The 15,458-nt window shown below is 76.3% G+C and carries 11 protein-coding genes; 8 read left to right on the forward strand and 3 right to left on the reverse strand.

The features are described from left to right. Positions 1 to 77 precede the first annotated feature (77 nt). Entirely contained in the window at positions 78 to 1,403 is a 1,326-nt protein-coding gene (locus D459_RS0101315) for a DNA polymerase IV (protein ID WP_017591181.1), read from the forward strand. 335 nt (positions 1,404 to 1,738) lie between these two features. Continuing rightward, complete coding sequence (locus D459_RS0101320; RefSeq protein ID WP_040708763.1) at positions 1,739 to 2,119, forward strand: DUF3040 domain-containing protein; 381 nt, start codon at positions 1,739 to 1,741, stop codon at positions 2,117 to 2,119. Between the two features lie 217 nt (positions 2,120 to 2,336). Here D459_RS0101320 and D459_RS0101325 read toward each other — a convergent pair whose 3' ends face one another. The 3 genes from D459_RS0101325 to D459_RS0101335 form a co-directional block, all read right to left on the reverse strand. Next, positions 2,337 to 4,676, reverse strand: a complete 2,340-nt coding sequence (locus tag D459_RS0101325) for a transglutaminase family protein (protein ID WP_017591183.1) — start codon at positions 4,674 to 4,676, stop codon at positions 2,337 to 2,339. Then, complete coding sequence (locus D459_RS0101330) at positions 4,673 to 5,860, reverse strand: DUF58 domain-containing protein (RefSeq protein WP_017591184.1); 1,188 nt, start codon at positions 5,858 to 5,860, stop codon at positions 4,673 to 4,675. Before D459_RS0101330 ends, D459_RS0101325 begins: the two co-directional genes overlap by 4 nt. A gap of 76 nt (positions 5,861 to 5,936) precedes the next feature. After that, on the reverse strand, positions 5,937 to 6,929 hold the full coding sequence (locus tag D459_RS0101335; protein ID WP_017591185.1) for an AAA family ATPase: 993 nt from the start codon (positions 6,927 to 6,929) through the stop codon (positions 5,937 to 5,939). 373 nt (positions 6,930 to 7,302) lie between these two features. Between D459_RS0101335 and mraZ the strand changes: the two genes are divergently transcribed. The 6 genes from mraZ to D459_RS0101365 all read left to right on the forward strand — a co-directional run bounded on the left by mraZ (position 7,303) and on the right by D459_RS0101365 (position 15,447). Beyond that, the gene (mraZ, locus tag D459_RS0101340; protein ID WP_017591186.1) at positions 7,303 to 7,734 is read left to right on the forward strand and encodes a division/cell wall cluster transcriptional repressor MraZ; all 432 of its coding nucleotides are present in this window, start codon (positions 7,303 to 7,305) and stop codon (positions 7,732 to 7,734) included. Between the two features lie 216 nt (positions 7,735 to 7,950). Continuing rightward, complete coding sequence (rsmH, locus tag D459_RS0101345; RefSeq protein ID WP_020380014.1) at positions 7,951 to 8,937, forward strand: 16S rRNA (cytosine(1402)-N(4))-methyltransferase RsmH; 987 nt, start codon at positions 7,951 to 7,953, stop codon at positions 8,935 to 8,937. A gap of 35 nt (positions 8,938 to 8,972) precedes the next feature. Then, on the forward strand, positions 8,973 to 9,407 hold the full coding sequence (locus D459_RS0101350; RefSeq protein WP_017591188.1) for a hypothetical protein: 435 nt from the start codon (positions 8,973 to 8,975) through the stop codon (positions 9,405 to 9,407). A gap of 82 nt (positions 9,408 to 9,489) precedes the next feature. Then, complete coding sequence (locus D459_RS0101355; protein ID WP_017591189.1) at positions 9,490 to 11,421, forward strand: peptidoglycan D,D-transpeptidase FtsI family protein; 1,932 nt, start codon at positions 9,490 to 9,492, stop codon at positions 11,419 to 11,421. A 102-nt stretch (positions 11,422 to 11,523) separates the two neighbouring features. Then, the gene (locus tag D459_RS0101360) at positions 11,524 to 13,194 is read left to right on the forward strand and encodes a UDP-N-acetylmuramoyl-L-alanyl-D-glutamate--2,6-diaminopimelate ligase (protein ID WP_017591190.1); all 1,671 of its coding nucleotides are present in this window, start codon (positions 11,524 to 11,526) and stop codon (positions 13,192 to 13,194) included. A gap of 816 nt (positions 13,195 to 14,010) precedes the next feature. Beyond that, positions 14,011 to 15,447: a UDP-N-acetylmuramoyl-tripeptide--D-alanyl-D-alanine ligase gene (locus D459_RS0101365; protein ID WP_026119957.1), complete on the forward strand. Its 1,437-nt coding sequence runs from the start codon at positions 14,011 to 14,013 to the stop codon at positions 15,445 to 15,447. Positions 15,448 to 15,458: the final 11 nt, after the last annotated feature.

The following is a 15,458-nucleotide window of genomic DNA, read 5'->3' on the forward strand; positions in this document are numbered from 1 at the left end:
CCCGCGCCGGACCGCTCTTCCCCGTGAGCAACGCCTTGGGGCGGGGACGCCCCCATCGATGACCCGGACGGGGAGCCATGAGCCGACGCCAGCTGGAACGCGGTGAGGCGCTGCGCGGGATGGTCGGTGCCGACGGCATCCGGCCGCTGAGCGATGCGGGGCCGCAGGACGAGGCCGACTGCACCGTCCTCCACATCGACATGGACGCCTTCTTCGCCAGCGTGGAGCTGCTGGCCCGGCCGGAGGCGCGGGGCCGGCCGGTCATCGTCGGCGGCACCGGGCCGCGCGGCGTGGTCTCCTCCGCCGACTACCTGGCCCGCTCCTACGGGGTGCACTCGGCCATGCCGATGGCGCGGGCGCTGCGGCTCTGCCCGGACGCCGTGGTCCTCCCGCCCGACGGCCCCGCCTACCGGCGCGCCTCCGAGGCGGTGATGGACATCTTCCGGTCGATCACCCCCGAGGTGGAGCCGGTCTCCCTGGACGAGGCGTTCCTGGACGTCTCGGGGGCCCGGCGGCGGCTGGGCGGCCCGGTCCGCATAGCCGAGCTGATCCGCGAGCGGGTCCGCACCGAGCAGCGCCTCACCTGCTCGGTGGGGGTGGCCGCGACCAAGTTCACCGCCAAGCTCGCCTCCACCCGGTGCAAGCCCGACGGGCTGCTGCTGGTGCCGACCGCCCGGGTGCGCCCCTTCCTCGACCCGATGCCGGTGGGCGCCCTGTGGGGCGTGGGCGAGAAGACCGAGGGCGCCCTGGCCCGGCTGGGCCTGCGCACCGTGGGCGACGTGGCCCGCGCCCCGCGCGAGGCGCTCCGCTCCGAGCTGGGCCGGGCCCTCGGCGACCGGCTCGCCGAGCTGTCCCGGGGCCGCGACCCGCGCCCGGTGGTGCCCGGCTCCCCGGACAAGAGCATCGGCGCGGAGGAGACCTTCCCGGCCGACGTCGCCGACCCGGGGGAGATCCGCCGGGAGCTGCTCCGGCTGGCCGCGCAGACCGCCCGCCGGCTGCGCGCCTCCGGGCAGGCCGGCCGGACCGTGGTGGTCAAGCTGCGCCGGGCCGACTTCTCCACCGTCACCCGCTCGCGCACCCTGTCCGACCCCACCGACCTGGCCCGGGAGATCGGCTCGGCGGCCCGCGCCCTGTACGCCGCCTCCGGCCTGGAGGGCGAGCCGCTGCGCCTGGTGGGGGTGCGGGTGGAGGGCCTGGCCGGCGCCGACCAGGTGCACCGGCAGCCGACCCTGGACGAGCCGGAGAGCGGCTGGCGCGAGGCCGAGCTGGCGATGGACGCGGTGGCCCGGCGGTTCGGCGCGGGCGCCATCAGGCCGGCCAGCCTCGCCGGCCCCGCGGCCGATTCCGGCCGGAGCGCAGGGGAGCGACCGGAAGGTGACCGGAATGACGGCCGCCGGCGGTAACTTTTACCTTCCCCCGGGCGTTGGAGCGGGTGTATGCGGCGGTGTGCGCACCGCTGCCCGGGGGGCGGGCGACCGCCCCCGGGGACCGGGGTAAGAATGGACGCACCCCGGAGGACGGGGCGGTGGAGAAACCGTTGGTCGCAAGGGTGGAAGCGGGGTTCGCGTAGCGGTGTTGAGGTTAGCCGGTGAGGGTAATGTGGCCGGTGTGGGACGGTCGCGGGCGTATCTCTACTTTCCAGTAGGCGCTAAGTCGCCGTATTCTGGGCATATCACTGACCAACAGACCGTCGTTCAGTACCCGTCACCCCAATCGGGGACTGTCATTGGGAGGCGCCGTGCCGCTCTCTGAACACGAGCAGCGCATGCTCGACCAGATCGAGCAGGCGCTGTATGCCGAGGATCCGAAGTTCGCGAACACCGTTCGCCAGACGAACCCGACGGTCCACTACAAGCGGTGGATCATCAAGGCGTCCATCGGTTTCGTGGTGGGCATCTGCGTCCTCATGGGCGGAATGATCCTCCAGCAGCCGGTGGTCGGCGCACTCGGATTCATCATCATGCTCGCCTGCGCCCTGCTCGGACTCTCCGGATGGCGCAAGGGCGCCGGCGGCCAGGCCGCCCCCGCCAAGGGCGCCAAGCCCGCACGCAAGGAGAAGCCCGGCATGATGCACCGCTTCGAGGAGCGCTGGCGCCGCCGCCAGGAGGGCGACGGCTGACATCCGGCGCCGCCGAGCACCCGGCCCGGCCGGGCCGAGCGGCACCGGAGGCGGTTACACGGACGACGAGGCAGCGCGCCCGCCGCAGCGACGGCGGGCGCGCTGCCTTTCCCATTGCCTCCCCGATACCGCGGCCCCGGCCCCAGGGCGATGATCTTGACGTTGCGGGGGTATCGGAGCGCTCCGATACCCCCGCAACGTCAAGATCATCGGAGAGCTAGCCGCCCTCCGGGGAGAGGCGGGGAGAGCCGGGGGACGCGGCCGGCCGGGCCGGGAGGCGCAGCAGGGATCGGGGCAGCAGGGCGGCGCGGGCCCGGGCCGCCGGGGGCACCGAGCGGCGCAGGGCCACCGAGAGGGCGCGCAGGTCCGCGGGGAGGGACGGCCCGACGGCCGGCTCCGGCGCATAGCGGGCCGTCTCCTCGGCGCGGGCGAGCCGGTCCAGCGCCTCCGCGGAGCCCTCGTCCAGTGCGGCGGCCGCGGCGACGCGCAGCGCCGCGGCGCGCGGGCTCTCCGCCTCGCTCCAGCCCAGGCCCAGGTCGAGGCAGAGGTCGCGGACCTCGGCCCAGGCGGCCTCCGCGGCGGCGGCCGGAGCGGCGGCTCCGGCCCGAACCGCCCGGGCCCGGCGCCGCACCGCGCGCAGCAGCGCGGGCAGCAGCACCAGCACCGCGGCCGCCGCCGCGGCCAGAGCCACCGCGACCCACGGCCCGCCGCCGTCCCCTGGAGCGGCCCCGCCGGAGTCGGGCGCCTCCCGGCCGGGGGCGGCGGTGTCCTCCCGGTCCGGCGAGGCGGCCCCGTCCTCCTCCTCGGCGGCCTCGCTCTCCTCGGGGGCGGCGGAGGGGGACTCCTCGGCCTCCGGCTCCGACGGGGCGGAGGGGGCGCCGGAGGCGTACTCCGGAACGGACGCGGTGCCCTGCCCGTCGCCCGGGGTGGGTTCGAAGCGCAGCCAGCCCTGGCCCGGGAAGTACAGCTCCGGCCAGGCGTGCGCGTCGGACTCGCGGACCTGCCAGCGCCCGTCGGCGGTCCGGGTGCCGGAGGTGTAGCCCACCGCCACCCGGGCGGGGATGCCGAGCTGGCGCGCCATCAGCGCCATCGACGCGGCGAACTGCTCGCAGTAGCCCACCCGGGAGTCGAAGAGGAAGTGCGCCAGCGGGTCGGCGCCCTCCGGGAGGGCCGGCGGGCTCAGGTCGTACCGGAAGCCGCCCTCGCCGGTGAACCAGTCCTGCAGGGCCACCGCCCGGGCCAGCCGGTCGTCGGCGTCCTCGGTGATCGACCGGGCCAGCCGCGCCACCCGGTCGTCCACCCCGGAGGGCACCACCAGGAACCGCTCGTCCGGCGAGCCCGCCCCGGAACCGGTGAGCCGGGCCGGATCCGGCCGCAGGTCCAGGCCGGTCACCCGGTACTCGGGGGTGGGATCCTGCACCGAGGTGCCGAAGACCATCAGGCTGTCGGGGTCGGCGTACCACTCCCCGTCGAGGTCGAGCTCCCGGGTCGGGTAGGGCAGCGGGAGGAACGCGGTCTCCTGGAGGTCCCGCATGAGGGTGATGTCGTAGCCGACCCGCTCGTGGTCGCCGCCGATCAGCCCGGGCACCGGCGGGAGCGCCTCCCCGTCCAGCACGTCGCCGTCGTCCAGCCGGACCGGCGACATGGTCCAGTCGGTGCCGTCGAACGCGTCCAGCACGAAGGTGCGCAGGTAGGCGGGGGAGGAGGCGTCGGTGGTGTACTCCAGGACGACGGCGTCGGAGCGGGAGCCGAGGTCGTGGCGGAGCGAGACCAGCGGGTGCGAGGTGGTCACCGTCCGGTCCAGTCCCGGCGGCCCGGCCATCTGGTAGACCGAGCCGGACGCCAGGTTGGGCAGGGCCACCGGCACCAGCAGGGCCAGGGCGAGCGCGGCGGCGGCGACCCCGGCGGAGAGCAGCCCGTGCCGCAGTGCGCCGAGCGCGCGGGAGGCCGCCGCGCCGGCGTGCGGCGCCCACCCCGAACCGCGCACCCAGCCGTCCACCGCGAGCAGCGCCAGGTAGCCGCAGGCGGCCAGGGCGAACGCCCCGGTCCCGACCCCCTGGTCGTCCACGGCCAGCGGGATCAGCAGCATCGCGAAGAGCGGGACGCCGGTCAGCGCCGGGGTGCGGGCGGTCACCGACAGCACGTCGCCGACCAGCCCGGCGGCGGCCGCGCCCGCCGCGATGACCAGGGCGATCGCCGCGCCGTCGGCCACCGGGGGCGGGTTCGCGGCGATCTCCCGGCGCCCTTCCGAAAGGAGCCGGCCCAGCTCGTCCAGGGACGCCGGGGTGGGCAGCAGCCCCGCCGCCGCGGTCTGCGGCGCGAACACGGCGGTGGCCAGCACCAGCGCGGTGAGCAGCTGCGCCGGCGGGACGAGCAGCGCCGCGCCCCGGGGCAGGAGCCGCAGCCCGGCGCCGACCAGAGCCATCCCGGCCAGCACGGCGGCCGAGGCGGCCCACCAGTCGCCCCCGGACACCAGCGGGGCCAGCAGGGGCAGCCCGCACAGCACCGCCCCGGCCGAGGCCAGGGCCAGTACCGCGGAGCGGAGTCGGGACGTCATCGCGGGCCTCCCGGGGCCGGTGCGCCGCGCGCCGGTGTCCCCCAGGCGGCGGGCAGGTCGGAGGGGCGGCCGATCACCAGCACGTGCCAGCCGGCCGCGGTGAGCGCGGCCGCCGCGCCCTCGGCGCCGGCCGGCCGGTCGGTGCAGAGCACCGCGGTGCGCGGCCCGGCGGCGCCGCGCGCCGCGGAGGAGAGCGCCTCCAGGTCGGCGGGGCCGAGGGCGCCCAGGACCGCGACCACCGGCCCGGAGCCGGCGGTGCGCAGCGGTTCGGCGCCCGCGGCCAGCCCGGAGCGGGCCGAGGCGGGCGCCAGCGCCAGCGCCTCCACCACCCCGGCGGGGCCGGCGGCGGGGACGCCCGGCTCCCCGCCGTCGGTGAGCAGCCGCACCCGGCGGCCCTGGCCGGACAGGTGCACCGCGACCGAGGCGGCCGCGCTGACCGCGGTCTCCAGGGTGGACTCCGGGCCGGACCCGGTGTGCGCGGCGGCGCGCAGGTCCACCAGGACCGCCGCGCCGCCGTCGTGCCGGGCCTCCTCGCGGCGGACCATCAGCTCGCCGTGGCGGGCGGTGCTGCGCCAGTGCACCCGGCGCAGCTCGTCGCCGGAGCGGTAGGGCCGGGGCACCGGGTCGTCCTCCCCGGAGGCGGCCATCGCCCGGGCGGGGCTGCCGCCCGGCTCGGCGGCGCCCGCGGGGGATCCGCCGCCGCCCAGCGGCAGCACCTCCGGCGTCGCCATCAGCACGGCGGGCGCGCCGAGGTCGCGGACCGCCCGGAAGCAGCCGAGCGGGTCGCCCAGGGTGACCCGGACCGGTCCGACCTGGTACAGGCCGCGCGCCGAGACGCGGACCCGGTAGGCCAGGTCGCGGTCGCGGCCGGGGGCGAGCAGCCCGATCCGGAACCGGGGCGGCTCGCCCAGCGCCGGCGGCAGCAGGTCCTCGGCGAGCACCCCGCCCAGCGGGCGGAGCGCGCCGGTGTTGGCGATCCGCACCGCCACCTCGGCCTCGGAGCCGACCGGGGCGCGGGCGGGGCGGAGCGCGCGGCCGTGCCCGATGCCGCGGAAGGCGCCGAGCAGGGTCAGCCCGGACAGCAGCGGGAGCGCGAGCAGCAGCACGCCCAGCGCGACCAGGTCGCGCTCGCCGACGAACAGCCCGCCGGCCAGCACGGTCGCCCCGGCGAACAGCAGGCCCACGCCCCGGGGGGTGAATGCTCTCAGCGGTCTCACCTCGTTTCGGGGCGGTGCCGCCGGCGCCCGCCCGGGGCCGGGGTCACCGCGGGGCCGGGATCGGCAGCCGGGCCACCAGGTCGGCGACGACCTGCTCGGCGGTGTGCTGCTCCATCCGGGCCTCGGGGGCGAGCAGCAGCCGGTGCGCGAGCACCGGGACGGCGAGCGCCTGCACGTCGTCGGGGACGACGTAGCCGCGCCCCTCCAGGGCGGCGTAGGCGCGCGCGGCGCGGACCAGGTGCAGGGTGGCGCGGGGGGAGGCGCCCAGGCGGAGCAGGGGCGAGGTGCGGGTGGCGGTGACCAGGTCCACCACGTAGCGGCGGACGCCCGGCGCCACGTGCACGGTGCGCACGTACTCGGCCATCGCCCGAACGTCGGCCACCCCGGCGACCGGGGCCAGCCGGTCCAGCGGGGAGGCGGCGCTGTGCATGTCGATCATGTCCAGCTCGGCCTGCGGGGCGGGGTAGCCGACCGAGATCCGCGCCATGAAGCGGTCCCGCTGGGCCTCGGGCAGCGGGTAGGTGCCCTCCATGTCGCCCGGGTTCTGGGTGGCGACCACCATGAACGGCGGCGCCAGCGGGCGGGCGGTGCCGTCCACGCTGACCTGCATCTCCTCCATGCACTCCAGGAGGGCCGACTGGGTCTTGGGCGAGGCGCGGTTGATCTCGTCGCCCAGCACGATGTTGGCGAACACCGGGCCGGGGCTGAACTCGAAGGCGTGCCGCTCCTGGTGGTAGACGCTGACCCCGGTGATGTCGCCGGGCAGCAGGTCCGGGGTGAACTGGATGCGCTGCACCGTGCCGTCCACGGCCCGGCCCAGCGCCTTGGCCAGCATGGTCTTGCCGACGCCGGGGACGTCCTCGATCAGCAGGTGGCCCTCGGCGAGCAGGACGGTCAGCGCCATCCGCACGATCTCGGGCTTGCCCTCGATGACCGTCTCGATCGCCTTGCGGATCCGGAAGGCGTGGCCGAGGACCGGGTCGGCGCTCTCACCCCCCGGCCGGGGGGCGCCGTCGTGATGGGTGCCGAGTGACACGTGTCCCCTCATTCCCGTGGTCTCCCGAAGGTCCGCGGCCGGTGCTCCGCGGGGCCGGGCGGCCTCCGCGGAACCGAGGCTAGAAGGAAAAGGAGGGAAAGCAAACCTAAACGGCGCAATCCATGCCGGGCGGGCGCCGGCCCCGTCGGCCTCCCCGCGCCGGGCCCCGGGCCCTCCGCCGCGCCCGGCGGCGCCGCGCCCGGGACGCGCCGCCACCCCGGCCCGCTCCACATCACCCCTTCTGACCTGCGAATTCGCCTGCCGTGGCGGTTTCGTGGAACACGCGATTCTGTTGACGGTGGGGGAGAGTGGAGTACAGTGGGGCATTGTGGAGGAAGAGGTCGCGGCGGCGAGACCGGGGGAGGTGGGGCCGATGTTCCTCGGCACCCATTCGCCGCGGCTCGACGCCAAGGGGCGGCTCTTCCTGCCCGCCAAGTACCGCGACGAGCTCTCCGGGGGACTGGTGGTCACCAAGGGGCAGGAGCGCTGCCTCTACGTCTTCCCGCTGGAGGAGTTCCGGCGCGTCACCGAGAACCTCCGCTCGGCCCCGGTCACCGCGAAGGCCGTGCGCGACTACAGCCGGGTACTGTTCGCCGGGGCCTCCGACGAGGTCCCCGACAAGCAGGGTCGCATCACCCTCCCCCCGGCGCTGCGCTCCTACGCCGGGCTGGAGCGGGACTGCGTGGTGATCGGCGCCGACACCCGCCTGGAGATCTGGGACGCCGCGGCCTGGGCGCAGTACGAGTCCGAGCAGGAGCAGGTGTTCGCGGAGCTGTCCGAGGAGGTGCTGCCGGGGGCGTCCTGACGGGGCGCGCCCCCGGGAAGGCCCGGGGCCGCCGACGGGGACGGCACGGGACACGGCCTTCAGACGCGGATGGGGACACCGGCCGGCGCGACTTCCCCGGCGCCGGGCGGCACCGCGTCTGGAGGCCTCTCCGGGCCCTGGGCCCGGGGAGAGCGGGACCGGCGCAGGGGGCGCCGTCCCGGAGGGGATAAACAGGAGAGAGAGGGCAGTGTGCTGATGGGGGACACCGGGATCGGCGCGGACCCGGGGGCGGACGACCGCGCCGAGCACGTTCCGGTGATGCTCGACCGGATCGTCGAGCTGCTCGCGCCCGCGCTGCAGGAGCCGGGCGCCGTTCTCGTGGACGGCACGCTGGGCCTGGGCGGGCACGCGGAGGCGATGCTCACCGCGCTCCCCGGGCTGAGACTGGTCGGCATCGACCGGGACACCAGCGCGCTGCGGCGCAGCCGGGCCCGGCTGGCGCCGTTCGCCGACCGCACCGAGTTCGCGCACGCCGAGTACGACGCGCTCCCGCGGGTGCTGGACGGGCTCGGCATCGGCGAGGTCCGCGGGGTCCTGCTGGACCTGGGGGTCTCCTCGCCGCAGCTGGACGAGGCCGAACGCGGCTTCGCCTACTCCTACGACGCGCCGCTGGACATGCGGATGGACCGCACCCAGGAGCTGACCGCGGCCGACGTCGTCAACGACTACTCCGCCGGGGAGCTCACCCGGATCCTGCGCGTGTACGGCGAGGAGCGGTTCGCCTCGCGCATCGCCCAGGCCCTGGTCCGCGAGCGCGCGGCCGGCCGGATCGACTCCACCCGGCGCCTGGCCGAACTGGTCCGCGAGGCGATCCCGGCGGCCACCCGGCGCACCGGGGGCAACCCGGCCAAGCGCACCTTCCAGGCGCTGCGCATCGAGGTCAACGCCGAACTCGGCATCCTGGAGCGCACCCTGCCGGCCGCGATCGACCGGCTCGCCGTCGGCGGCCGCATCGCGGTGCTCTCCTACCACTCCCTCGAGGACCGGATGACCAAGCGGGCCCTCGCGGAGCTGGCCGCCGACCGCACCCCGCCGGGGCTGCCGGTCCCGCTGCCGGGCAGCGAGCCAGAGCTGCGGCTGCTGACCCGCGGCGCGGAGGCGCCCACCGAAGAGGAGAACGAGCGGAACCCGCGGGCCGCATCGGCCCGGCTGAGGGCCGCGGAGCGGATCCGCCGGCACTGAGGCGGGGCCGACCGAGGGAGTAGGGAGGGCAGGAAATGACCACCGAGACCGAGGGCTCCTCCCGCGGAGGCGGCACCCGCACCGGCCGCAGGACGGCCCCCCGGACCCGGCCCGCCGCCCCGCCGAGGACGGCTCCCCGCACCGCGCGGGCGCGGCGCCCCGCGGCCCCCGCGTCCCGGCCGCCGCGGATGCCGTTCGTGCTGCTGGTGCTCGGGCTGCTGGCGGGCGCCCTGATCAGCCTGCTGGCGCTGCGCACCGTGCTGCTGGAGGACTCCTTCGCCATCTCCCGGCTGCAGTCGGAGAACACCGAGCTCGGCCACGAGCAGGAGCGGCTCGAGGAGGAGGTGGTCCGGCTGGAGGCGCCGGAGCGCATCGCGCGCGAGGCCGAGGAGATGGGCATGGAGCCCGGGGAGGCCCCGGAGTTCCTGCACATGGATGAGGGCCGGGTCAGCGGCGGGGGCGGCGAGTGAGGCGCGGCACCGGACGGAAGGGACGTGGCAGAGGTGAGGAAGGCGGCCCCGCAGGCGGAGGGGGCGGAACGGAGGTCCGCGGTTGAGCGCGTCGCGTGACGGGCGTTCCAAGGAGCCGCGGCGCCCGGCGCGGGGGCCCGCCCGCGGCGGCCGCCCGGACCGCCCCCGCCGCCCCGCCCGGGACGGGGACCGGACCCCGCGCCCCCGGCCGCCGGCCGGGAGCGGCGGCGCCAGGCCCCGCCGCCCCGCACCGCCCCCGCCGTCCCCGCTGCTCCGCCGGCGCTTCCGCCGGGTCGACCCGCAGCGCAGGATCAAGATCGCCCTGGCGCTGATGTCGGCGGTGCTGGTGCTGTTCGCCGGCCGGCTCGTGCACATCCAGGGGTTCAACGCCGCGACCTACGCCGAGGAGGCGGCGGACCTGCGGATGGCCACCATCGACATCCCCACCACCCGGGGCTCCATCACCGACGCCTCCGGGCGGGCCTTCGCGATGTCGGTGGAGGTGCGCACCGTCTTCGTCGACCCGGTCGAGATCGACGACGAGGAGAGCGAGAAGGTCGTCGCAGAGCTGGCCTCCCGGTTCACCCTCGACCCCAAGGACGTGCGGGCCAAGGTCCAGGCCGAGCCGTCCCGCTACCAGGTGGTGAAGCGGAACGTCTCCCCGGAGGAGTGGGACGACCTGGCCGAGCTCGGGCTGCAGGGCGTCGGCGCGGAGAAGGGCTACAAGCGCGTCTACCCGGACGAGACCGGCGCCGCCGACCTGGTCGGCTTCGTCGGCGCCGACGGCGCCGGCCTGGAGGGGCTGGAGGCCGTCATGGACGACACCCTGGCGGGCAAGCCCGGCAAGCAGCAGGTGGAGACCGGCGCCAACGGCCAGCAGATCCCGATGGCCGGCGGCTACTCCCGGGAGCCGGTGCCCGGCCAGGACGTGCGGCTGACCCTGGACGCCGACGTCCAGTGGTACGCCCAGCAGGCCCTCGCCGAGCGCGCGGAGGAGCTGGAGGCCGAAGGCGGCAGCGTCATCGCGATGCGCCCGAACGGGGAGATCGTGGCGATGGCCGACTACCCCACCTACGACCCCGACGACATCGAGTCCACCAGCGGCGAGCAGCGGAAGAACGGCGCGGTGGCGGACGTGTTCGAACCCGGCAGCACCAACAAGGTGATCACCGCCGCCGGGGCCCTGGAGGAGGGCGTCACCACCCCGGAGACGGTCTACACCGTGCCCTACTCGATGCAGGTGCAGGACCGCACCTTCAAGGACTCCCACGTGCACGACACCGAGCGGATGACGCTCAACGGCATCATGGCCCAGTCCAGCAACGTGGGCACCATCAAGGTCGGACAGCAGCTCGGCGCGCAGGGCCTCTACGACTACCTCTCCGCCTTCGGCTTCGGCAAGCCCACCGGGCTGGCCCTGCCGGGGGAGGAGTCCGGCGTGCTCCGCCACCCCGACGACTGGTGGGGCACCCAGCTCGCCTCGATCTCCTTCGGCCAGGGCCTGTCGGTCACCGCCATGCAGATGGCCAGCGTCTACGCCACCATCGCCAACGGCGGGGTCCGGGTCGAGCCGACGCTGGTCGCCGGGACGGTCGACGGCGACGGGGAGCTGGACCCCTCCGACGCGCCCAAGGAGCGCCGGGTGGTCAGCGAGAAGACCGCCGAGGAGGTGGCGCTGATGCTGGAGGCCGTCACCGGCGACCAGGGCACCGCGCAGCAGGCCCGGATCGATGGGTACCGGGTGGCGGGCAAGACCGGCACCGCCAACCGGGTCGACCCGGAGACCGGGAGCTACAAGACCGGCGGCTACATCTCCACCTTCGTCGGGTTCGCCCCGGCCGACGACCCCGAGCTGATCGTCCAGGTCGTGCTGCACGACCCGAAGAAGGAGTACTACGGCGGCCAGGCGGCGGGCCCGCTCTTCACCGACGTGATGTCGTTCGGCCTGAAGACGCTGAAGATCCCGCCGACGGAGACCGAGGCGCCCAAGATCCGGCTGTTCGAGGACGACTGAGCGGACCGCCGGGGCGGGTCCCGGAGAATGTGGGACACGCCCCGGTCCGCGGATTAACCTCGGGCTCCGCTCAGCCGATAGCCTCTCGACGTGCCACCCGTGATGCGACCTGACCACAGACTTCTCCGCCAGCTCGGCGAGCTGGCCCGGTTCCTCGGCCCGGAGGCGCTCGTCACGTGCGTCGACGACGGCCCCGGCGCTGACCCGCTGCCCGGCGGGCGCGGGGCCGAGCCCGAGGCGCCCGCCGACCCCGAGGCCGCGGTGATCACCGGGGTCACCCACGACTCCCGCGCGATCCGGCCGGGCGACCTCTACGCCGCCCTGCCCGGCACCCGCGTGCACGGGGCCGACTTCGCCGCCCAGGCCGCCGAGGCCGGGGCCGCCGCGATCCTCACCGACCCCACCGGCTACGACCGCGCCGCCGCGACCCGGCTGCCGGTCGTCACCCTCGCCGACCCGCGCGCCCGCCTGGGCGAGGTCGCGGCCTGGGTGTACGGGCACCCCGCCGACCGGCTGCTGCTCATCGGCACCACCGGCACCAGCGGCAAGACCACGGTGAGCTACCTGGTCGAGTCGGGCCTGCGCGCCGCGGGCGAGAAGACCGGGCTGATCGGCACCGTGGAGATGCGGGTCGGCGACGAGCGCGTCGACTCCTCCCTCACCACGCCCGAGGCCACCGACCTGCACGGCCTGTTCGCGGCGATGGGCGAGCAGGGCGTGACCTCGGCCGCGATGGAGGTCTCCAGCCACGCCCTGGCCCTGGGCCGGGTCGGCGGGACCACCTACGACGTGGCGATCTTCACCAACCTCTCCCAGGACCACCTGGACTTCCACTCCGACCTGCGGGACTACTTCGAGACCAAGGCCCGGCTGTTCACCCCGGAGTACGCCAAGGTCGCCGTGGTCAACCGGGACGACCGGTTCGGCCGGGCGCTCGTCGACATGATCGAGGACCGCGGCGAGGTCCCGGTCACCACCTTCTCGGCGGAGGGCGACCCGGAGGCCGAGTGGCGCGCGGAGGACATCGTGCTGGGCCCCCGGGGCAGCACGTTCCGGGTGGTCGGCCCGGGCGGCGTCGAGGCGGACGCCTCGGTGGGGCTGCCCGGCCCGTTCAACGTCTCCAACGCGATGGCGGCGATCGTCGGCCTGATCGAGGCCGGCGTGCACCTGCACACCGCGATCGAGGGCGTGGCCGCCGCCCCCGGCGTGCCGGGCCGGATGGAGCGGGTGGAGGCCGGCCAGGAGTTCACCGCGCTGGTCGACTACTCGCACAAGCCCGGCGCGATCGAGGCGGTGCTCGCCTCGCTGCGCGAGGTCGCCCGCGGCCGGCTCACCATCGTGGTGGGCTGCGGCGGCGACCGGGACCGGGGCAAGCGCCCGCTGATGGGCGAGGCCGCCGCGCGCCTCGCCGACGCGGTCGTCCTCACCGACGACAACCCGCGCAGCGAGGACCCGGTCGCCATCCTCGGCAGCATGCTGGAGGGCGTCGCCAAGGTGCCCCGGGAGGAGCGCGCCCGGATCACCGTGGAGCCGGACCGGGCCGAGGCGATCGACCTGGCGGTCCGCCGGGCCGGCCCGGACGACGTCCTGGTCGTCGCGGGCAAGGGGCACGAGCGCGGCCAGTACGTCCTCGGCGAGGTGCTGCCGTTCGACGACCGCGAGGTGCTCGCCGAGTCGATCCGCCGCCGCCTGGGCGTCCCCGACCCCGCGGCCCGGCCCGCCGCCGAGCCCGAGGACGGGCCCGCAGCCGACCCCGCCGAAGACGGCGCCTGACGCCGCCTGACACCGCCCCCGGCTCCCGGGGCCCGGCCCCGCGGGCCCCGGCGGCCGTCCGGTGGCGCGGAGGCGGCGGAGAGGAGAACGCTCCGGTCCCGGCTCCTGAAGTCCCGCCGCCCTTTGCCGACCGGAACCCCCGGGGAGGGGCCGGGCGGGCGGCCACCTTTTGCATCTAATCCATTACGAAATGGGCAGAAGGCGCGGGTGGGGCGGCCCGGCGGGCGGGGGCCGGGGAGCGCTGACCCGGGCGGCGGGCGCCGCGGCCCGGGCCCGGCCGGCGGAGCCGGCCGCCGGGAAGGGGCCCGTGCGGCGTGTTGCGCCGCACCTCGGCCCGACCGGGTGTGTCCTGGTCGTGTCGGAGGCGCGTGCGCAGGGCGGGGGAGCGATGGGCACAGGCGGGAGGGGCCGGAGCGGCCCGGCCGGGCCGCCCGCCGCGGGCGCGGCCGCGGCACCGCGGGATCGGAGCAGGCCGGAACGGGCCCGGAAAGCGGGCGCGGCGGCCGGCGGCCGCAGCGGTCCACGCCGACCGGGACGCGTCCGCGGTGCCCCAACATGTTCTAAGGTAGGTCCGGCAATCGCTGCCCGGTCCCGTGGCGTGCCGATGCCGCCTCGCGGTCGACGAGCCCGGCGTGATCCCCGTATCCGGACGTTGAGACGTCCCCGACGCCGAGGTGCGCCGATGCGGCGGCGTCCCCCGGACGCCGTGGCGCCATCGGACGCGGAGTCGTCACCGGAGGCATGGGCCGCGCCCGTCCGAAACCCCGATCGAGGCGCCGGAAGCGCCCAGGACCGGGCCCGACATGAGGAGTGGATTTGATCGCGCTGACGCTCGATCGGATCGCTGAGATCACCCGAACACGGATGAGCGGATCCGCGCGCCCGACCGACGTCGTGGCCGGGCCGGTCGTCGTCGACTCCCGGGGCGCCGGTCCCGGCTCCCTCTTCGTCGCGCTGAGCGGCGAGCGGGCCGACGGCCATGACTTCGCCGCCGCCGCCGTCGAGGCGGGGGCCGCAGCCGTCCTGGGGTCGCGCCCGGTCGACGCGCCCGCGCTGCTGGTCGACGGCGGCGACGATGAGGTCGTGGCCGCCCTCGGCCGCCTCGCGCGCGAGGTCGCCGAGCGCATCTCGGCCGCCGGCGCCGACATCGTCGGCATCACCGGCTCGTCCGGCAAGACCACCACCAAGGACATGCTCGCCCAGGTGCTGGACCGGCTCGGCCCCACGGTCGCCCCGGCCGGCTCGTTCAACAACGAGATCGGCCACCCGCTGACCGTGCTCCGCGCCGACGAGCGGACCCGCTTCGTGGTGCTGGAGACCGCCGCGCGCGGCATCGGCCACATCGCCCACCTGTGCCGGATCGCGCCCCCGCGGATCGGCGCGGTGCTCAACGTGGGCAGCGCGCACATGGGCGAGTTCGGCGGCAGGGAGGCCATCGCCCAGGCCAAGGGCGAGCTGGTCGAGGCGCTGCCCGACGCGGAGCGGGGCGGCGTCGCGGTGCTCAACGCCGACGACCCCGCGGTGGCCGCGATGGCCGGCCGGACCCGCGCCCGGGTGGTCACCTTCGGCACCGGCCCCGGCGCCGACGTGCGCGCCGCGGGCGTCCGGCTGGACGCCGCCGGCCGGGCCGAGTTCACCCTCGCCGTCGGCGGGGAGACCGCCTCGGTCCGCCTCGCCGTGGTCGGCGAGCACCAGGTGCACAACGCGCTCGCGGTCGCCGCGGTCGCCGCCGAGTTCGGCATGGGCGCCCGGGACATCGCCGCCGCGCTGGCCGAGGCCGGCCCGGTGAGCCGGTGGCGGATGGAGGTCACCGAGCTGGCCGACGGGACCACCCTGATCAACGACGCCTACAACGCCAACCCCGAGTCCATGGCGGCGGCGCTGCGCACCCTCGGCGCGATCGCCGAGGGCCGGCGGTCCTTCGCGGTGCTCGGGCACATGGCGGAGCTGGGCGAGCGCTCGCGCGAGGAGCACGAGCGGATCGGCCGGCTGGCCGCCGAGGCCGGCGTCGACGGGCTGATCGTGGTCGGAGCGGAGGCCGCCCCCATCGCCGAAGGGGCGGCGGCCGCCGAAGGCCGGCGCGGGGACACCACTGCGGTCCCCGACGCCGCCGCGGCCGTGGCCGCGCTCACCGAGCGCCTGCGGCCCAAGGACGTCGTCTTGCTGAAGGGATCGCGCGTGGCCGGGCTGGAGCAGGTCGCCGAAGGGCTCTCCGCAGCCGAGCCGCGGGCGGAGCAGGGGGAGGCCCAGTGAGCAACATCCTC

Origin of the sequence: Nocardiopsis potens DSM 45234 (assembly GCF_000341105.1) — a bacterium.
In the GTDB taxonomy this organism is placed as follows: Bacteria; Actinomycetota; Actinomycetes; order Streptosporangiales; family Streptosporangiaceae; genus Nocardiopsis_A; species Nocardiopsis_A potens.